20 protein-coding genes are annotated in these 17,959 nt (G+C 61.2%); 16 read left to right on the top strand and 4 right to left on the bottom strand.

What is annotated here, in order from left to right:
* The first annotated feature begins 1 nt into the window (after position 1).
* From rplO to HMPREF3172_RS00240, 5 genes are all read left to right on the top strand, one after another.
* Positions 2–457, top strand: coding sequence for a 50S ribosomal protein L15 (rplO, locus tag HMPREF3172_RS00260; protein ID WP_061941400.1), 456 nt, complete (start codon positions 2–4; stop codon positions 455–457).
* Positions 458–684: 227 nt separating this feature from the next.
* Positions 685–1,986: a preprotein translocase subunit SecY gene (secY, locus tag HMPREF3172_RS00255; protein ID WP_070514640.1), complete on the top strand. Its 1,302-nt coding sequence runs from the start codon at positions 685–687 to the stop codon at positions 1,984–1,986.
* 123 nt (positions 1,987–2,109) lie between these two features.
* Positions 2,110–2,679, top strand: a complete 570-nt coding sequence (locus HMPREF3172_RS00250; RefSeq protein WP_061941396.1) for an adenylate kinase — start codon at positions 2,110–2,112, stop codon at positions 2,677–2,679.
* Positions 2,679–3,515 carry a type I methionyl aminopeptidase gene (gene map / locus HMPREF3172_RS00245; protein ID WP_070514638.1) on the top strand — a complete coding sequence of 279 codons (837 nt, stop codon included), beginning with the start codon at positions 2,679–2,681 and terminating at the stop codon, positions 3,513–3,515. The genes HMPREF3172_RS00250 and map overlap by 1 nt, the downstream gene beginning before the upstream one ends.
* A 117-nt stretch (positions 3,516–3,632) precedes the next feature.
* Positions 3,633–6,479, top strand: coding sequence for an alpha/beta fold hydrolase (locus HMPREF3172_RS00240; RefSeq protein WP_070514636.1), 2,847 nt, complete (start codon positions 3,633–3,635; stop codon positions 6,477–6,479).
* A gap of 130 nt (positions 6,480–6,609) precedes the next feature.
* Here HMPREF3172_RS00240 and HMPREF3172_RS00235 read toward each other — a convergent pair whose 3' ends face one another.
* Positions 6,610–7,308: a hypothetical protein gene (locus HMPREF3172_RS00235; RefSeq protein ID WP_141741536.1), complete on the bottom strand. Its 699-nt coding sequence runs from the start codon at positions 7,306–7,308 to the stop codon at positions 6,610–6,612.
* Positions 7,309–7,513: 205 nt separating this feature from the next.
* On the opposite strand from HMPREF3172_RS00235, the gene infA reads away from it, so the two are divergent.
* From infA to HMPREF3172_RS00195, 8 genes are all read left to right on the top strand, one after another.
* Positions 7,514–7,735 carry a translation initiation factor IF-1 gene (infA, locus tag HMPREF3172_RS00230; protein ID WP_019174660.1) on the top strand — a complete coding sequence of 74 codons (222 nt, stop codon included), beginning with the start codon at positions 7,514–7,516 and terminating at the stop codon, positions 7,733–7,735.
* Positions 7,736–7,810: 75 nt separating this feature from the next.
* On the top strand, positions 7,811–7,924 hold the full coding sequence (gene rpmJ / locus HMPREF3172_RS00225; protein WP_019174661.1) for a 50S ribosomal protein L36: 114 nt from the start codon (positions 7,811–7,813) through the stop codon (positions 7,922–7,924).
* Between the two features lie 198 nt (positions 7,925–8,122).
* Positions 8,123–8,491: a 30S ribosomal protein S13 gene (gene rpsM / locus HMPREF3172_RS00220; protein ID WP_019174662.1), complete on the top strand. Its 369-nt coding sequence runs from the start codon at positions 8,123–8,125 to the stop codon at positions 8,489–8,491.
* 21 nt (positions 8,492–8,512) lie between these two features.
* Positions 8,513–8,914 (top strand): 30S ribosomal protein S11, encoded by a 402-nt coding sequence (gene rpsK / locus HMPREF3172_RS00215; RefSeq protein WP_061941388.1) that lies wholly within the window; start codon positions 8,513–8,515, stop codon positions 8,912–8,914.
* A gap of 77 nt (positions 8,915–8,991) precedes the next feature.
* Entirely contained in the window at positions 8,992–9,984 is a 993-nt protein-coding gene (locus tag HMPREF3172_RS00210) for a DNA-directed RNA polymerase subunit alpha (RefSeq protein ID WP_019174664.1), read from the top strand.
* Between the two features lie 21 nt (positions 9,985–10,005).
* The gene (rplQ, locus tag HMPREF3172_RS00205; protein ID WP_061941386.1) at positions 10,006–10,554 is read left to right on the top strand and encodes a 50S ribosomal protein L17; all 549 of its coding nucleotides are present in this window, start codon (positions 10,006–10,008) and stop codon (positions 10,552–10,554) included.
* A 503-nt stretch (positions 10,555–11,057) separates the two neighbouring features.
* Entirely contained in the window at positions 11,058–12,335 is a 1,278-nt protein-coding gene (gene glyA, locus HMPREF3172_RS00200; RefSeq protein ID WP_070514633.1) for a serine hydroxymethyltransferase, read from the top strand.
* A complete protein-coding gene (locus tag HMPREF3172_RS00195) occupies positions 12,332–13,219 on the top strand; it encodes a bifunctional methylenetetrahydrofolate dehydrogenase/methenyltetrahydrofolate cyclohydrolase (RefSeq protein WP_141741535.1) in 888 nt (295 codons plus the stop codon). The genes glyA and HMPREF3172_RS00195 overlap by 4 nt, the downstream gene beginning before the upstream one ends.
* A 104-nt stretch (positions 13,220–13,323) precedes the next feature.
* On the opposite strand, the gene HMPREF3172_RS00190 is transcribed toward HMPREF3172_RS00195, so the two are convergent.
* Entirely contained in the window at positions 13,324–13,806 is a 483-nt protein-coding gene (locus tag HMPREF3172_RS00190) for a GNAT family N-acetyltransferase (protein WP_070514630.1), read from the bottom strand.
* A 217-nt stretch (positions 13,807–14,023) separates the two neighbouring features.
* Here HMPREF3172_RS00190 and HMPREF3172_RS00185 point away from each other — a divergent pair, with 217 nt between their 5' ends.
* Entirely contained in the window at positions 14,024–14,836 is an 813-nt protein-coding gene (locus HMPREF3172_RS00185; RefSeq protein WP_083281334.1) for an exodeoxyribonuclease III, read from the top strand.
* A 129-nt stretch (positions 14,837–14,965) separates the two neighbouring features.
* On the opposite strand, the gene HMPREF3172_RS00180 is transcribed toward HMPREF3172_RS00185, so the two are convergent.
* Positions 14,966–15,184, bottom strand: coding sequence for a CstA-like transporter-associated (seleno)protein (locus tag HMPREF3172_RS00180; protein WP_070514625.1), 219 nt, complete (start codon positions 15,182–15,184; stop codon positions 14,966–14,968).
* Position 15,185: 1 nt separating this feature from the next.
* Positions 15,186–15,404 carry a hypothetical protein gene (locus HMPREF3172_RS00175; protein WP_070514624.1) on the bottom strand — a complete coding sequence of 73 codons (219 nt, stop codon included), beginning with the start codon at positions 15,402–15,404 and terminating at the stop codon, positions 15,186–15,188.
* A 233-nt stretch (positions 15,405–15,637) separates the two neighbouring features.
* Here HMPREF3172_RS00175 and trpS point away from each other — a divergent pair, with 233 nt between their 5' ends.
* Both trpS and HMPREF3172_RS00165 read left to right on the top strand, forming a co-directional pair.
* Positions 15,638–16,645 carry a tryptophan--tRNA ligase gene (gene trpS, locus HMPREF3172_RS00170; RefSeq protein WP_070514622.1) on the top strand — a complete coding sequence of 336 codons (1,008 nt, stop codon included), beginning with the start codon at positions 15,638–15,640 and terminating at the stop codon, positions 16,643–16,645.
* On the top strand, positions 16,645–17,778 hold the full coding sequence (locus tag HMPREF3172_RS00165) for an App1 family protein (RefSeq protein WP_176746112.1): 1,134 nt from the start codon (positions 16,645–16,647) through the stop codon (positions 17,776–17,778). The genes trpS and HMPREF3172_RS00165 overlap by 1 nt, the downstream gene beginning before the upstream one ends.
* Positions 17,779–17,959 lie beyond the last annotated feature (181 nt).

Here is a 17,959-nt window from a genome sequence, read left to right as displayed (position 1 = left end):
CATGGCTGAAGAACGCGCACTCAAGCTTCACCACCTGCGCCCCGCTAAGGGCGAAAAGACCGCCAAGCAGCGCTACGGTCGCGGTGAAGCAGGTAAGGGCGGTAAGACCGCAGGCCGCGGAACCAAGGGCACGCAGGCCCGTTACCAGGTTCCCCACGGCTTTGAGGGTGGCCAGACGCCGCTGCACATGCGTCTGCCGAAGCTCCGCGGTTTCAAGAACCCGAACAAGGTGACCTACGCGGTCGTCAACCTGGACAAGCTGCAGACTCTGTTCCCGGAAGGCGGCGACATCACTGTTGCCGATCTGGTGGAGAAGGGCGCTGTTCGCGCCAAGCAGCCCGTCAAGGTTCTTGGTGAGGGCGAACTTACCGTGAAGATCAACATTACGGCTCAGAAGTTCTCCGGTTCCGCGATCGAAAAGATCAAGGCTGCCGGCGGTACCGCTACTGAAGCCTGATTGACGACAGCTGAGGCTGTCTGATTCCGCTGACGAGGCGGAGGTCAACTTGACCTCCGCCTCGTCTGTTTTTGTGCGGGCAGGGGTGACGAGGTGTCGGTCGCCTGGTATGTCAGACTCGGGTTTGCTTGGCTTGGTGGACCCGAGTAAAGTACCTGCGGTATCTGTCTGCGGAATCGTCGTGCCTGAAATTTCCGGCTCGGAGGTTCCTTATCTCAGGAGGACGTTTGTTCGGCGCTATCGGTAGAGCCTTCCGGACCCCGGATCTGAGGAACAAACTCCTCTTCACTTTGGGCATCATCGTGCTCTTCCGCTTGGGCAGCTTTATTCCTGCGCCGGGCATTGACTACGCGAACGTTCAGCAGTGTGTGTCGAATCCGCAGCTGAATTCGGGCGCGTTCGGCATGATCAACCTGTTCTCCGGTGGTGCTCTGCTGAAGCTGTCGATCTTCGCGCTGGGCATCATGCCCTACATCACGGCGTCGATTATCACGCAGCTTCTGCGCGTTGTGATTCCGCGTTTTGAGGCTCTGCACAAGGAAGGCGCTTCCGGTCAGGCCAAGCTGACGCAGTACACCCGCTACATGACTATCGGTCTGGCGGTCCTGAACGCTACGACTCTTGTCACAACCGTCCGCACTGGCGCTCTGTTCGGCAACGTCGAAGGCTGTGAAAACATCATCGTCCGTGACGAGTGGTGGGCACAGCTCATCATTGTCCTGACCCTGACTGCCGGTACCGCGCTCATCATGTGGCTCGGTGAGCAGATCACGGAGCGCGGGGTTGGCAACGGCATGTCGATTCTGATCTTCACTTCTGTTGCTGCCGGCTTCCCGACCGCTTTCGGACAGATCCTCAAGTCAAAGGGCCCGGATATCTTTGCGATTGTCTGCCTAGTCGGCCTGCTGGTTGTTGCTCTGGTTGTCTTCGTGGAGCAGTCGCAGCGCCGCATTCCGGTGCAGTACGCCAAGCGCATGGTGGGCCGTCGTATGTTCGGAGGAACCTCCACCTACATTCCGATCAAGGTCAACCAGGCCGGTGTTATCCCGGTGATCTTCGCCAGCTCGATTCTGTACCTGCCGCAGCTCATTTCCCAGTTCGGCAATCCCGAATCCGGTTGGGTGCAGTGGATCAACACGTACTTGGCGCGTGGTGACCACCCGATTTACATGGCCATTTATGCCGGTCTGACCATCTTCTTCGCTTTCTTCTACGTTGCGATCACGTTCAACCCCGAAGAGGTTGCCGACAACATGAAGAAGTACGGCGGATTCATTCCCGGCATTCGCGCCGGCAAGCCCACCGAGGACTACCTGCGCTTCGTTCTGAACCGCATCACGGCTCCCGGTTCGCTGTACCTCGCGTTTGTGGCCATGATCCCGCTGATCGCCCTGGTGCTTGTCGATGCGAACCAGGACTTCCCGTTCGGCGGTACTTCGATCCTCATTGTGGTGGGTGTCGGTCTCGAAACGGTCAAGCAGATCGATTCGCAGATGCAGCAGCGCCACTACGAAGGCCTCCTGCGCTGATAAGCGGGAAAGCTCACTTACACCTTTGACCAGAGCGCAGACCCGAATCCTGACCAGACCGGTTGGGGTTCGGGTCTGTGCGCTTAGGTAGCATTCGATTAGGAACAAATCGGAAGGACGCACATGACAAAGCGCATCATCCTCATCGGCCCTCCCGGTGCCGGCAAGGGCACGCAGGCCGCCAAGCTCAGCTCCACGCTGTCGATCCCCGCTATTTCGACCGGAGATATCTTCCGTGCGAACGTGAAGGGCGAAACCGAACTGGGCAAGAAGGCTAAGCGCTACATGGACGCTGGCGAATACGTACCGGACGAGGTCACCAACTCGATGGTTGCCGACCGTCTGCAGCAGGACGATGCCAAGGAGGGCTTCCTCCTCGACGGCTACCCCCGCACTGAGGCTCAGGTGAATGAGCTCGACAAGATGCTGGAAGCTGCTGGCCACAGCCTGGATGCTGTTGTCGAACTGACCGCTGACACCGATGAGATTGTCGGCCGCCTGCTGGCTCGCGCCCAGACTGAGGGCCGTTCGGACGACACTGAAGATGTCATCCGCCACCGTATGGATGTGTACGAAGAGCAGACTCAGCCGTTGACTGACATCTACCGTCGCCGCGGTCTGCTGCGTCAGGTGGACGGCCTCGGGGAAATCGATGCCATCACCGAGCGGATTATGAAAGCACTTGAGGGCTGATGTTCGGTCCTAAGATCGAATTGAAGACGGACGACCAGATCCGCACAATGCGTCGTGCGGGTCTGGTCACCCGTGCTGCTTTGGAAGCAGCTGCGGCCGCCTGCGTGCCCGGCGCTACGACGGAAGACGTTGATGCCGCTGGAGCCCGGGTTATTGAGGAGCACGGCGCAACGTCGAACTTCTTGGGCTACATGGGCTATCCAGCCACGCTGTGCGTTTCGGTCAATGACGTCATCGTTCACGGAATCCCGTCTGACGACATCGTCCTCAAAGAGGGAGACATGGTGTCGATTGACGGAGGTGCGATCGTCGACGGCTGGCACGGCGATTCCGCTATCACTGTTTTTGTGGGCGGGCGTGAAGCTGCGCGCAAGCAGGACCTTCGGGTGTCTGATGCGACGGAAGAGTCCATGTGGGCGGGTATCGCGGCTTTTTCGCGTGCCAAGCACATCGACGAAATCGGTGCGGCCATTGAGGGCTGGGTGTTGGAAAACGCACCTGAACTCGAAGGTGGGCTGATCGAAGACTTCACGGGCCATGGCATCGGTTCGCAGATGCACATGGAACCGGAAGTGCTCAACTACGCGGTGAAGAAGCGCGGCCCGAAGATCAAGCCGGGTATGGCCGTCTGCATTGAGCCGATGCTCACCACCGGCGGCGCTGACAGCCGCACGCTTGATGACGAATGGACTGTCGTCACCGCTGATGGTTCCCGCGCATCCCATTGGGAGCACACGGTTGCCCGCCACGCGAAGGGCATTTGGGTGCTGACCGCCCCGGACGGCGGCAGGGAGCGTCTGGCACGCTACGGCGTTGAGCCGGTCCCGCTGGACTGAGCGAAGCTGACTCACGAGGTGGGTGTTCAGATTTCTGGACACCCACCTCGTGATTTTTTCTGACTTTTTTCTCCATATATCTTGACTCTCACCTGTGTCCATATAATTTTGTGTTCTGTGACACATTTGAAATCTTTGAGAGCGCGCCGCGCGAACTCTGTTTTCGCCGCGGCAGCAGCAACAGCCCTTACCCTCGGAGTCGGTGTTCCGGCAGCGGCGAGCACTACCAGCGAACCTTCGTCAGAGTCGACGCAGGGATCGCCCACTGCTGATCCGAGCAACACCCCAACAGAAGAGCCGACGGAAGAGACCGGCACCGCCTCGGACACAGAGTCAGGTGACCATCCCAGCGGTGAGTCGGACGACACCTCGGCCGATGGCGATGACCCGAGCGGCACCTCGGCTGATGGCGCCGCTCGTGCCCAGTCTGAGGCAGGCGACGAAGCCGAAGAAAAGCCGGCAGACGAGTACTACCCGGGACTGGCAAAGAAACTGTTCAAAAAGGGGGAGGGGCACTACCAGGTGCCAGCCCCGGCCGAGGGCGGAAAGCCGGCGGGCAAGGTGCCGAGCGGACTTGAGGCCTACTACAGCCAGAAGATCGACTGGTCGGCAGACAACTGTGCAGCGATGGGCCTGCCGGACTACTCCGAGGAGATCGGTCGGCCACCCGAATGCGGATACATGATCGCGCCGATCGATGCGAAGAATCCAGAAAAGGGCAATATCGCCATTGCGGTGCAGCGCGTCAAAGCCGGCAAGCTTGAAGAAGCCGAAGGCGGCGGGGTCAAGTTCACTCCGAACAGCAAGCCCAAAGGCTCCGTTCTGTACAACCCCGGCGGTCCCGGTGGTTCGGGCATGATGTTTGCCACCTGGCAGGCGTGGGACCAGCCTGAACTGGCTGAGGACTTCGACATGATCGGCTTCGACCCGCGCGGTGTCGGTGCCTCCATGCCGTTCTCCGAATGCGCAACTGATCAACAGCAGGACGCATCCCGTGACCTCAACCCGTGGAAAGACGGCCGGGACAAGGCCGAAGAAGTGTTCAACACGGACACCAAAAAGTACGCTGATGCGTGCTTCGAGAACACGGGCAAGCTGTTCGGTCTTGATGCTGAGGGTCGGAAGGACCTGATCAAGCACCTGGGCACGTGGGATGCGGTCGGCGACATGGACATCCTGCGTTCTGTTGTCGGCGATGAGAAGCTCAACTACGTCGGCTGGTCGTACGGAACATCGCTGGGCTACCGCTACGCGCAGAAGTACGGCGACAGCGTGGGCAAGCTCGTCCTCGACGGTGTTGTCGACCCGGGTGACGCCGAAGCAGTCAAAGCGCTGAAGGCCATCAACGCCCGCTCGGACCGCTTCGCAGACCTTGGGGACACTGTGGCCCAGGAAAACAGCACTGGCGCTGGTGACAAGGCAGGTGCGGGTACCGGCAAAACAGCCAAGGCCAGCGAAAAGATCGACCTTGATGGACTGACGGAGGACCAGAAGGACACCGTCAACCAGGGTGCTGGCTTCCAGGACACCTTCGAACAGTTCGCTAAGGACTGTGCCGCGAAGGGCCGCGAGGGCAAGACCTACGGTGAACTGTGGCCGGATGCGTTCGGCGAAACCCCGCTTGCCGACCAGAAGTTCACGTGTGCGCTAGGTGAAAGCGACGACCCGAAGGTTCTCAGCGACAACAACGCGAAGCTGCTCCAGACGCTTGAAACGGCTGACGGGGGCAAGGGTCTGCTCACCGGCAACCCGGACGATCAGCGTCGCATCACGTTCTCAGTTGGGCGCCTCGGTGAAATCCAGGCCCTCTACAGCACTTCGCTGTGGCCCCGTCTGAACTACGCGCTGAATGAGCTCAAAGCGGGTAAGTCAGCAGGTCAGCTTCTGATTCTCGCTGACATGTACGACGGCCGCGACGAATCAGGCCACTACGACCCGTCCGGTGCGGCTTTTACGAACATTCGCTGCACCGACTCCAACAGTGCACATGAGCCGAAGGACGACGCCAAGCTCGCTCAGGTCCGCAGGTTCGCAGAAGCCTACGACGCGGCAGCGCCGTTCCAGCGCGCGAGCGTTTCGCCGGCCGGCTATGACACGTGTGACTTCTGGAAGTTCAAGGGCACGCTGCCCAAGGCGAAGCAGCTGACGAAGGTTCCGAACATCCTCGTGGTGTCCACCTCGCACGACCCTGCAACGCCCTACGCAGCGGGTGTCAAGATGGCCCAGCTCATTGACGGTTCGCTGCTGAGCGTGGCCGGCAACGACCACACCTCCTACCAGGCTGCTGGCGGATGCGTGTCTGACACCGTGAACACGTTCCTCAGCAAGGGACGGGTTCCCCGTGACGGCGATTTCGGCGAGAAGCTGGACAAGCCGGACACCGCGAAGGACCACAACGGCAAGACGGTGAACCTGCCGAACAAGTGCAAGATGCAGACGTTCCGCACCGACGGCTTCACCCTGTCCACTTCGAAAGCGCATGTTGGCAGCGAAGTCGGCTTCAAGGTGACGCACCTCGATTCGGAAACTGACTACGTGCTGAAGATCGGCGACAAGACCTACGCGTTCACCACTGACAACGGCGGCAACTTCGCTGGCGTGTTCTCGGTGCCCGAGGGCCTGAAGGCCGGTTCGACTGTTGAAGTTGCGATCGTCGATGCTCAGGGCAAGAAAGTGGGGAGCGCAGGGCTCGAGATCCTGTCGAAGGACAAGCCGCGGAAGGACGGCCCGGAAGCGGGCGGTACGACCGAAGGCAAAGACAAGCCCGGTGACAAGGGCGGTGACAAGCCCGGCGACAAGCCTGGTGACAAGGGCGGTAAGACCCCGACCGACAATGCAGAGGGCGAAAGCAAGCCTCTGCCGCGCACGGGTGCTGACGTTGCGGGAATCCTCGCCGCTGCGGCTCTCTTGCTGGCCGCGGGTTCGGCTATGGCTGTCAACGGCCGCCGCAAAGCTCACCGCTGAGCAGATGTGATCGGCTGACGCTGGTCTGAAAGCGCTCGCGGGCTCCGATTGTTCGGGACCCGCGAGCGCTTTTTGTTGGCTGACGAGGTGGAGCTCACCATCTTCTGTCAGCGCGGTTTGGGTTTGTGGGTCACCTGGGCTGTCGCAGCTTCGGGCCGATGAAGACCGTCATGGTTGCTTCAGTCAGCTGGTGTGCGCTCAGTTGAAGGGCGTCGGCGTCGATGTCGGTGCGTCCGGTCAGCACGGGGTTGCGCAGAAGCAACTTGGGGGAGTGGTCGGTGTTGCTGCGCTCGCCGGAAGTGTGGCCGACGACCGCGTACACGTGATTCGGTGTGATCCGCACGGGTATGTCGTCCCGGGTGTCACTCAGGTCGAAGCTGCTGCGCTTAGGCAGGGTTGCGGCGACGACGGGGCGTCCGCTCTCAAGTCCACGGGCGGCGGCGCGAAGTGCGAACTCGGCCAGGCCGGGAAGTGCGGGTATCGCAATACCCGGCGAACCGAAGAGAAACTGAAATCCCCTGAACGGCAGGTGACCTTCAAGGCGTGAGCCGAGAACTGTCTGCGCTGCAGCCTCGACAAGTGTTGCGCTGTTGACTTTCCCGGCACGCGAACCGCTGCGGTCGCGCGCGTGTGCGGGAATGTTTGTGGTGATGGGAGCTGTTCCCGCGTCGACAACAGCGCGAGTTGCAGTCCTGTGCACGACCGTGCGGTCGCAGAATCCGGGAGCTGCCACCTCGGCCGCAATGAGCGGCGCAATAAGCCAACAGGTGCCCAGCGGACCTTGCCGAATATCTGCGCACTGCGTCACATCAGTTGGAAAGTCAAGCATATTCGCTGTAGGATAGACAATTGGCTTGTGGGCTGTCGGCATTTCGGCTCCCATAACGCGCTCACTCTAGCGCAGAATCCCGCTGATCACAGTGTGGATGACGGGCGGCGGTGAGTGCAGGAAACCGAATTTTCGCATCCACAGGCTGTACGGATAAGACACTCAATCCGCGGGGTTCCGCGGGGAGCAGGGGTAAGCGAACGATATGGCCAAAAAAGAAGGGGTCATTGAGATCGAGGGTACGGTCGTCGAGGCTCTGCCCAACGCGATGTTCCGCGTTGAGCTGACCAACGGCCACCTTGTGCTTGCGCACATCTCCGGAAAGATGCGCCAGCACTACATCCGCATCCTTCCCGAAGACCGTGTTGTAGTGGAGCTGTCTCCCTACGACCTTTCTCGCGGACGGATTGTCTACCGCTACAAGTAAGGATCTCTTGACACTCACCGCGACCACCCCTTGGGCTGGCCCCGAGGGGCTTTGTGGTGACAAGAAGGAATAGCGATGAAAGTTAAGCCAAGCGTCAAAAAGATCTGCGATAGCTGTAAGGTCATCCGCCGCAACTCGGTGGTCATGGTGATCTGCTCGAACCCGCGTCACAAGCAGCGCCAGGGCTGATCAGCTAACGCAGATCGATGGGTTCGCTTCCCGTAAAGGGCAGGCGAGTCCACACCCAAGCAGGCATCGCCCCCTCGCTGGCAGGAACTTCTGCACGGCGAGGACGACACCCCCGGTTCGAGGGCCGGGGACCGGGTCTGAAAAGACATCCGGACATGCCTGAGCAAGAACCTTCGAATATCTACATGGAGTAAACACATGGCACGTTTAGCCGGAGTTGACCTCCCGCGCGAAAAGCGCGTGGAAGTCGCCCTGACATACATTTTTGGTGTGGGCCGCACTCGTGCGAGCCAGACCCTCACGGAAACCGGCATCAGCCCGGACATCCGCGTTAAGGACCTGACCGACGATCAGCTCGTGCAGCTGCGCGACTACATCGAAGGCACCTTCAAGGTTGAAGGCGATCTGCGCCGCGAGGTTGCAGCCGACATCCGCCGCAAGGTTGAAATCGGCAGCTACCAGGGTGTTCGTCACCGCCGCGGCCTGCCCGTCCGCGGTCAGCGCACCAAGACCAACGCGCGTACGCGCAAGGGTCCGAAGCGCACCGTTGCAGGCAAGAAGAAGTAAGCGTTCGAGTAGGAGATTTAGATGCCACCCAAGTCACGAGCTGCTGCTCGCAAGCCCCGTCGTCGCGATAGGAAGAACCTGGTCAACGGCCAGGCTCACATCAAGTCGACGTTCAACAACACCATCGTTTCCATCACGGACCCCACCGGCGCCGTGGTCTCCTGGGCTTCTTCTGGTGAGGTCGGATTCAAGGGTTCGCGCAAGTCGACCCCGTACGCCGCTCAGATGGCTGCTGAATCCGCTGCGCGCCGCGCACAGGAACACGGTCTGAAGAAGGTTGACGTTTTCGTCAAGGGCCCCGGTTCCGGTCGCGAAACCGCTATCCGCTCGCTCCAGGCCACCGGCCTTGAGCTGGGCACCATTCAGGACGTCACCCCGCACCCGCACAACGGCTGCCGTCCGCCCAAGCGCCGCCGCGGCTGAGTCGGCACAGCGTAACGAGTCCAGAACTCTTTAAGCGCGAACGTCATATAGCGGATGTTCGCTGAAAGGAAGCCCACGTGCTCATTGCACAGCGTCCCACGCTCACTGAAGAGGTTGTCTCCGATCTGCGCTCCCGGTTCGTCATCGAGCCCCTGGAGCCCGGCTTCGGCTACACCCTCGGCAACTCGCTGCGTCGTACCCTTCTGTCCTCCATCCCCGGTGCCGCCGTCACCAGCATCCGCATTGACGGTGTGCTGCACGAGTTCACCACGGTTCCCGGAGTCAAGGAAGACGTCACCGAGTTCATCCTCAACCTGAAGTCGCTTGTCGTCTCCTCGGAATTCGACGAACCCGTCGTCGCCTACCTCCGCAAGCAGGGCCCCGGCGATGTCACGGCCGCTGACATCAGCGCACCGGCTGGTGTTGAGATCCACAACCCGGACCTCTTCATCGCCACGCTGAACGAAGAAGGCTCGCTCGACATGGAGCTGACGATCGAACGCGGTCGCGGCTACGTGTCGGCTGCTCAGAACAAGAACGCAGATGCTGAGATCGGCCGTATCCCGGTTGACTCCATCTACTCGCCCGTTCTGCGCGTGACCTACAAGGTCGAAGCCACTCGTGTTGAACAGCGCACCGACTTCGACCGCCTGGTCGTCGACGTCGAGACCAAGCCTTCGATCTCTCCGCGCGACGCACTGGCTTCGGCCGGTACGACGCTTGTTGAGCTCTTCGGCCTGGCCCGTGAACTCAACGTGGAATCGGAAGGCATTGAGATCGGCCCTTCGCCGGTTGACGCAGCCATGGCTGCTGACCTGGCACTGGCCATTGAGAGCCTCGACCTCACGGTTCGTTCCTACAACTGCCTGAAGCGCGAAGGCATCCACACCGTCGGCGAGCTCGTCAGCCGCAGCGAAGCCGACCTGATGGACATCCGCAACTTCGGCTCGAAGTCGATCGAAGAAGTCAAGCAGAAGCTCGACGAGCTCGGCCTGAGCCTTAAGGACAGCGCCGCCTCGCTTTCCGAGCCCGCTGACGACCTTTCGTTCGTCGAGGACGAACAGTTCTAAGAATTTCCAAGGAGAAAACCCATGCCTACGCCTACCAAGGGCAACCGCCTCGGCGGTTCCCCGGCGCACGAGCGGGCAATGCTGAACAACCTTGCAGCCCAGCTCTTTGAAAACAAGTCGGTGAAGACCACCGAAACCAAGGCCAAGCGCCTGCGCCCGCACGCCGAGCGTCTGATCACCTTCGCCAAGAAGGGTGACCTCGCTTCGCGTCGTCGCGTCCTGCGTTCGATCAGCGACAAGGGCATCGTGCACGAGCTGTTCACCTCGATCGCACCTGCTGTTGCTGAACGCCCGGGTGGTTACACCCGCATCACCAAGATCGGCACCCGCCCCGGTGACAACGCCCCCATGGCTGTCATCGAACTGGTGCTTGAGGCTTACTCGCCCAAGCAGGCCGTGGTGAAGGAAGCAGAAGGCGCAGCCGCCGCCTCGGCTGACGAAAAGGCCGAAGCTCCGGCTGAAGAAGTCGAAGCTGCACCGGATGTCGAATCCGGCCCGCAGGAAGACGAAGCCCAGGAAGCCGCCGATGACGCAAAAGCTGAAGCAGATGCTGAAAAGGACGAAGCCTGATCTGAGCTTCTCTGAAGCCTGAAACGAAGGCGCCGCAGAACTAGGTTCTGCGGCGCCCTTCGTGTTTCTGCCTGCGCAGCCCCACGCACCCGTTTGCAGCGAATCTACCCCTTAGCCGGGATCCACCCCTTAGCCGGGATCCACGCTTTAGCGACAAATCCACGCTTTAGCCGCAGGGATCCACGCTTCAGCAAGGAATCTGCGGTTTAGCCGCCACTGCTAAGGCGAAGATTTCGGCTAACGGGAGTCTGGTTGTGTGGAGGGGCTCCCGAGGTGGGGTTCTGCTGCCAAGGGGAGCGGCACCTCGTGCCTGAACTTGGGGAGGGCACACGAGGTGGAGCTTCCGTCCCCAGCACCCCCACCTTCCGCTGCCCCGCCTACACCCACAGCATCCGTCCCGTCCGCTATGTGTCGGCGGAAGTGTGAACGTGTGACCCGTGAGACAATGAGGCCGTTGTGCCCGCTCAGACCGCACAACGGCTGTCTGAAGGAAAGGAACGTGGATGTCGAACACGCCTCTGTCGCAGAGCATCGCGGACATTGATCCCGAAATCGCCAAGGTGCTTGACCAGGAGCTCGGCCGCCAGCAGGACTACCTGGAAATGATTGCGTCGGAGAACTTTGTTCCCCGCGCTGTGCTGCAGGCTCAGGGCTCGGTGCTGACGAACAAGTACGCCGAAGGCTACCCGGGTCGCCGCTACTACGGCGGCTGTGAATACGTTGACGTTGCAGAGAACCTCGCGATCGAACGAGCAAAGTCGCTCTTCGGTGCGAAGTACGCAAACGTCCAGCCGCACTCTGGTGCATCCGCCAATGCCGCCGTCATGCACGCACTGGCGCGTGCCGGTGACGGTCTGCTGGGCCTTGACCTGGCTCACGGCGGTCACCTGACGCACGGCATGAAGATCAACTTCTCGGGACGTCTGTACAACGTGTCGTCCTACGAGGTTGACCCTGAAACCAACCGCGTGGACATGGATCAGGTCCGTGAACGCGCTCTTGAGCACAAGCCGAAGGTCATCGTCGCAGGCTGGTCGGCCTACCCGCGTCAGCTGGACTTCAAGGCCTTCCGCGAAATCGCTGACGAAGTCGGCGCTTACCTGTGGGTCGACATGGCGCACTTTGCTGGTCTTGTCGCAGCTGGTCTGCACCCCAACCCGGTTGAGTACGCCGACGTTGTGTCTTCGACGGTCCACAAGACCCTCGGCGGTCCCCGTTCGGGCATCATCCTGACGAACTCGGAAGAGCTCAACAAGAAGATCAACTCGGCTGTTTTCCCCGGTCAGCAGGGCGGTCCGCTCATGCACGTGATCGCGGGCAAGGCGGTCGCGTTCAAGCTGGCAGCAGAAGACGAATTCAAGGACCGCCAGAAGCGCACCATCGAAGGCGCACAGATCCTCGCTGAGCGTCTGCTTCGCGACGATGTTGCTGAAGCCGGTGTTTCGGTCCTGTCCGGCGGCACTGACGTTCACCTGGTGCTCGTTGACCTGCGCAACAGCGAAATCGACGGCAAACAGGGTGAAGACCTTCTGCACCAGGTGGGCATCACCGTCAACCGCAATGCCGTTCCGTTTGACCCGCGTCCGCCCATGGTGACCTCTGGTCTGCGCATCGGCACCCCCGCCCTTGCCACCCGCGGTCTTGACGCAGCAGCCTTCACCGAGGTTGCCGACATCATCGCTGAAACGCTCAAGCCCGGTGCGGACCTTGCAGCGCTGCGTGAGCGTGTTGCTAAGGTCGCGAAGGACTTCCCGCTCTACGAAGGACTGGAACAGTACTGATGCCACAGAAGCTTGACGGCAAAGCGACAGCCACTGCAATCAAACAGGAACTCGCTGTACGGGCGCAGGCCCTGAAGGACCGGGGCGTCACCCCGGGCCTGGGTACGCTGCTCGTCGGCGAAGACCCCGGATCGCAGTGGTATGTCGCCGGCAAGCACCGCGACTGCGCTGAGGTTGGAATCGCGTCGATCCGCGAAGACCTCCCGGCGACCGCCACTCAGCAGGAAATCGAAGATGCGGTCACCAGGCTCAACAACAACCCAGAATGTACGGGCTTCATCGTGCAGCTGCCCCTGCCGGACGGCATCGACACCAACCGTGTGCTCGAACTGGTCGACCCGGACAAGGACGCTGATGGCCTGCACCCCACGAACCTGGGGCGCCTGGTCTTGCGGGTGCGTGAAGACGTGACTTCGCCGCTGCCGTGCACCCCGCGCGGCATCGTTGAGCTTCTGGAGCGTCACGGCGTGGACTTGAACGGCAAGCACGTGGTTGTTCTGGGCCGCGGTGTAACAGTGGGCCGTCCCATTGGTCTGCTGCTGACTCGCCGCGATGTCAACGCCACCGTCACGCTCACTCACACTGGCACGAAGAACCTCCCCGAACTGCTGCAGCAGGCTGACGTCATTGTTGCGGCAGCCGGGGTGAAGGACATTGTCGCCGGTGACGCTGTGAAAGACGGAGCTGTTCTCGTGGACGTCGGTGTGTCCCGCGAAGAAGACCCGGAGACAGGCAAGTCGAAGGTCGTCGGCGATGTTTCGCAGGAAGCCCAGGCGAAGGCCTCCTGGTACTCACCGAACCCCGGGGGAGTGGGCCCCATGACCCGCGCCATGCTCCTGGCCAATGTCATCGACATGGCAGAGCGGGCCAGCGACCGCGGCTGACCGCGGCCACCTCAAGCCAAAAGCACGAGGCGCCAGTACAGAAATCTGTACTGGCGCCTCGTGCTTTGTGTTGGGGAGCGCTCAGGTGAGCGCTCCCGGGCAGATCAGTGTGCTGCCAGGCGGTAGGTGAACAGAACGCGGGCGTTGTCGGGGCCTGCGTAGTTGTCGACGAGTTCGCTTTCAAAACCGAGCGAGGAGTGGAACGAAATCGCGCCGGCGTTCTCCGGTAGGGCGGTTGCCTGCACGGTGTCAGCGCCGCGGTCGCGTGCGTGCTTGATGAACGCTTCGTAGAGAAGACGGCCGATGCCCTTGTGACGGTAGTTGTCGTGGACGGCCACCAGGTGCACGAGCGAGGGGCCTTCCACTGGGATGGCGCCCAGCAGGTACGCCACGAACTCGTTCTTATAGCGGGCGACCAGGCCGGATGCCGCAAACTGGCGGAACCAGTGCGGGGCGTGGTCGCGGGTGAGGTTGGTGTCACCCCAGAAGTCTTCAAGCGAATCTACGAGGAATTCGCGAAGCTCAAGAGCATCGACTTCGTCAAGGGGACTGATCTCAAGCCGTTCAACATCGAATTGTTCTGACATGGTTCCTCCTCGGACTCATTCGCCTTATGCCAACAGTGTACTCACCTCGCATTCTACTGGCCCGAGTGTTTGTCACAGATGCTCTTTGCGGGCGAGGTGGAGGGCGGCTGGGGCTTGGGTTGACTGGCGAGGTCGAGGGCGAGCTGGAGTGCGGGTTGCGGACGCCAGGATGCAATGCGCGAGGTCGGGGTCTGCGGCGATGTGGGACGATGGGGCAATGCTGAGAATCGTCAATGTGAACGTCAACGGAATCCGCGCGGCTATGCGCAAGAACATGCAGGAGTGGGCGGATGCTCGCGGTTGCGACATCCTGACGCTGCAGGAGGTGCGAGCGCAGAACGACATCGCCTATAAGGTCATGGAGCCGCTGGGAGAGCACGCCTACTCCGCCGATGCTGAGGCTAAAGGCCGTGCCGGTGTTGCGGTTGTCAGCGACGTGCCGGCCGTGGAAACCAGGATCGGCAACGGTGACAGCTACTTTGATCTTGCAGGCCGTTGGCTGGAAGCTGACTACCAGCTTGAGGATGGAAGCCTGCTGACCGTGGTTTCAGCCTATGTGCACTCCGGTGAGGTGGGCACACCCAAGCAGGACGACAAGTACCGTTTCATGGATCAGATGAAGATCCGCATGGACCAGCTGAAGAAGCACGCCGACTACGCTGTCATCACCGGGGACCTCAACGTCGGCCACACGGAGCTGGACATCAAGAACTGGAAGGGCAATGTGAAGAAGGCCGGCTTCCTGCCGGAAGAGCGGGCGTACTTCGATGAGTTCTTCGGCAGCCTCGGCTGGGTGGATGTCCACCGGAAGCTGTCTGGCGAAATGGACGGCCCGTACACGTGGTGGTCGATGCGCGGCAAGGCTTTCGACAACGACACCGGTTGGCGGATCGACTACCAGATGGCCACACCGGAACTTGCAGAAAAAGCCGTGCAGGCTCAGGTCGACAAGGCTCCGGCCTACGACCAGCGCTGGTCGGATCACGCTCCGCTCGTCATCGACTACGACCTCCCCGCGCTGAAGGGCTGAGCTCAGGGACAAGCTGAAGGCTGGGCCTTCCGCGCACAGAAAAGCGCCGGTGATGCGATTGTTCGCATCACCGGCGCTTTTCGTGTGACTGGCTGCCCGGGGTTCAGGCAGCCAGTCGGTTGGCGTCTGTCAGCAGCAGCGGGATGTGGGGTTGCGGTCCTGTTCGTCAGTCAGGTCCCGCCAGAACTCGCGTTTGCCCTTCGATCCTTCCAGCGTGCCGTGGCGGCGCAGGTAGGACTTCTGGTAGTTGATGAACGCGTTTGCTCCGCTGATTTCCCGCATGCACCAGTAGACCGCGGTGAAGGGTTTTGCGGTGATGCGCAGAATGTCAGAAGCCGTTGTGCTCAAGTCACTTTCCGTTCGCTGCGGCGGGGTCCTTGCCCACGCGGTGCTTTTCGTTCCAGGCCTTCCAGTCTGCCATGACTTCGCGTTCGGCCTTAGTCGGAATGAAGCCGGCAGGTGCGAACATCTTGGACTCTACGAAGGGGTCTTCTGCCGTGGTGAAGTTTTTCGTCGACAGCGCCTGGAAGGAACGGTAGATGGCCAACACCACCACAAGGATGAACAAAACCTTAAAGAGACTTGAGTGGTCTCTGTACGGAACTTAGGCAAGATTACGCCTCGATGTGCCCTCTGCCACGTTATTTTGAAGATTCTCAAAAAGTGGGACGCGCGTTTGAGAATTGCACGCAGAGGAGGGCAGCGCTGAGTGAAGTGCCGGGTGGTCCACCGGGACTTCTGCTCGGGGAGAGCTCCCCAGGCCGCTCCCGAGGTGGAACCTCCAGGTGGCAGAATGCTGTTATGACTTCTTCTGCTCCCTCTGAACCCCAGCGGTCCCTCACCGGAATTCAGGCGACCTCAGATTCGCTCCACCTCGGGAACTACATCGGGGCGCTCGCCCCGGTTGTGGCGCTCCAGGAGGAATACGATTCCTTCCTGTTCATCGCCAACCAGCACGCCATCACGGTGGAGCAGAACCCTGACGAACTGCGGGAGCGCACCCTGCGCACCGCAGCACAGTTCATCGCTGCCGGCGTCGACCCGGACCGTACGACCCTGTACGTGCAGTCGCAGATTCCCGCGAACTCGCAGCTGGGCTGGGTGCTGGAATGCCAGACCGGGCTGGGAGAAGCGCAGCGCATGACCCAGTTCAAGGACAAGTCGCAGAAGAACGAGCACGTGTCGGTAGGGCTTCTGACCTATCCGTCGCTCATGGCTGCCGACATTCTCCTGTACCAGGCAGATGTCGTGCCGGTGGGTGAAGACCAGCGCCAGCACCTCGAACTGACCCGCAACCTCGCGCAGCGGTTCAATACCCGCTACGGGCAGACCTTCACGGTGCCGGAAGCCGCGATCATGAAGCAGTCGGCGAAGATCTATGACCTGCAGGATCCCAGCGCGAAGATGTCGAAATCGGCGAAGTCGCCGGCAGGATTGGTGAATCTGCTGGACGAACCGAAGGCGCTTGCCAAGAAGTTCAAGTCCGCTGTCACCGACGCGGGAACGGAAATCGCCTACGACCCCGAAAACAAGCCCGGTGTGTCGAACCTGCTGACCATTTACTCGGTGCTGGCGGATAAGCCGATCGAGCAGATCGTTGCCGACTACGAAGGCAAAATGTACGGCCACCTCAAGGTGGATCTCGCCGAACTCGCCGTCGAAGTCTTCACGCCCGTGCGGAACCGCACCAACGAACTGCTCGATGACCGTTCGCAGCTCATGGACATTCTTGAGCAGGGACGTCAGAAGGCTGCGGCTGAAGCAGAGAAGACCCTGCGGACTGTCTACGACCGGATCGGTTTCCTCTGATGTCTCAGACGGGACCTGAATCCCGCAACGGCCGAGGTGCCGCTCGAGTCGGTCGCGGTGGCCGCGGCGGAGGTTGGGGTCAGGCCCGCGCCGGCACGGGCCACCGGCCGGTCAACCTGACCCCCGAAGCGCTGCACACTGCTGCGCGCATGGAGGACCGCTACCACGAGTGGCGGCGTGGGCGTGCGGAGAAGCGCGGTTGGAAGCCTGCGGTTGTCGCCTATGACTCCTATGGCTCCGAGACTTTCATACGGGTGCTGGGACGCATTGTGCTCAGCCCGGAGGGCGCAGAATCGCCGAAGAAGGACAGGAACGTGCGCGGCTGGCGCAACTTTGCCGCTGTGCCGCTGTCCAATGAGGTTGCGTGGGTGCGCGTCGGGGGACAGGAGCACATGGTCACCGCTGATCGCGGTGGAATCATCGATGCTGTCATTCCCGGCAACTACAGCCGCGGCAAGGCGAAGCTGGAGATGTGGACTAGCGGTTCCGGGCTTGACACGGCCACCGCTCACATCATTGACGATGAACAGCGCTTCGGCATCATCTCGGACATTGACGACACCGTGGTGGTAACTGCCCTGCCGCGGCCGTTCTTGGCTGCGTGGAATTCATTCGTGCTCAATGAGCACGCGCGCTCGCCGGTGTCGGGTATGGCTGTTCTGTATGACAGGCTGTCGTATCTGCGGCCGAACTCGCCGATCCTGTACCTGTCGACCGGAGCGTGGAACACTCAGCCTGCGCTGACCAGGTTTTTGCACCGGAACATGTACCCCTCTGGGCCTCTGCTGCTGACCGACTGGGGACCAACACCCACGCGGGTTTTCCGTTCGGGGCAGGATCACAAGCGGACGGCGCTGGAGCGTTTGGCCAGGGAGTTTCCGCACATCAAGTGGCTGTTGGTCGGTGATGACGGGCAGCACGACGAAGAGATCTACGGCGAATTCGTCGAAAACCACCCAGAGAATGTGGCTGCTGTTGTGATTCGCCAGCTGACGGCGGGTGAGGCCGTGTGGGCCGGCGGGCGCTCCCGGGGTACGGGGCGCGGTAAGAACATCCCCTGGTTCTACGGGGCCAACGGTGCTGAGCTGGCTGAACAGCTCGAAGCCAACGGCTTTTCTGCCCTGCCTAACTAGCAGACCGCGTCCTGCCTAGGCGCTGTCTGGCTAGGTGAGCTGAGGTCGCCCCGGCCCTGCACCTCGGCGCCCTGACTTCAGCCTCGTTCTGTTGGCTTAGGTGCCAACCAAAACCTCCGCCCACGCGTTAGCAACAAAAACTCCCGATAGCAGTGGTTGCTAAAGCGCAGAACCCGGCTAG

Origin of the sequence: Brevibacterium sp. HMSC08F02 (assembly GCF_001807555.1) — a bacterium.
GTDB classification, from domain to species: domain Bacteria; phylum Actinomycetota; class Actinomycetes; order Actinomycetales; family Brevibacteriaceae; genus Brevibacterium; species Brevibacterium ravenspurgense.
The sequence above is the reverse complement of the archived record's forward strand: the minus strand, read 5'-3'. Positions and strand labels throughout refer to the sequence as shown.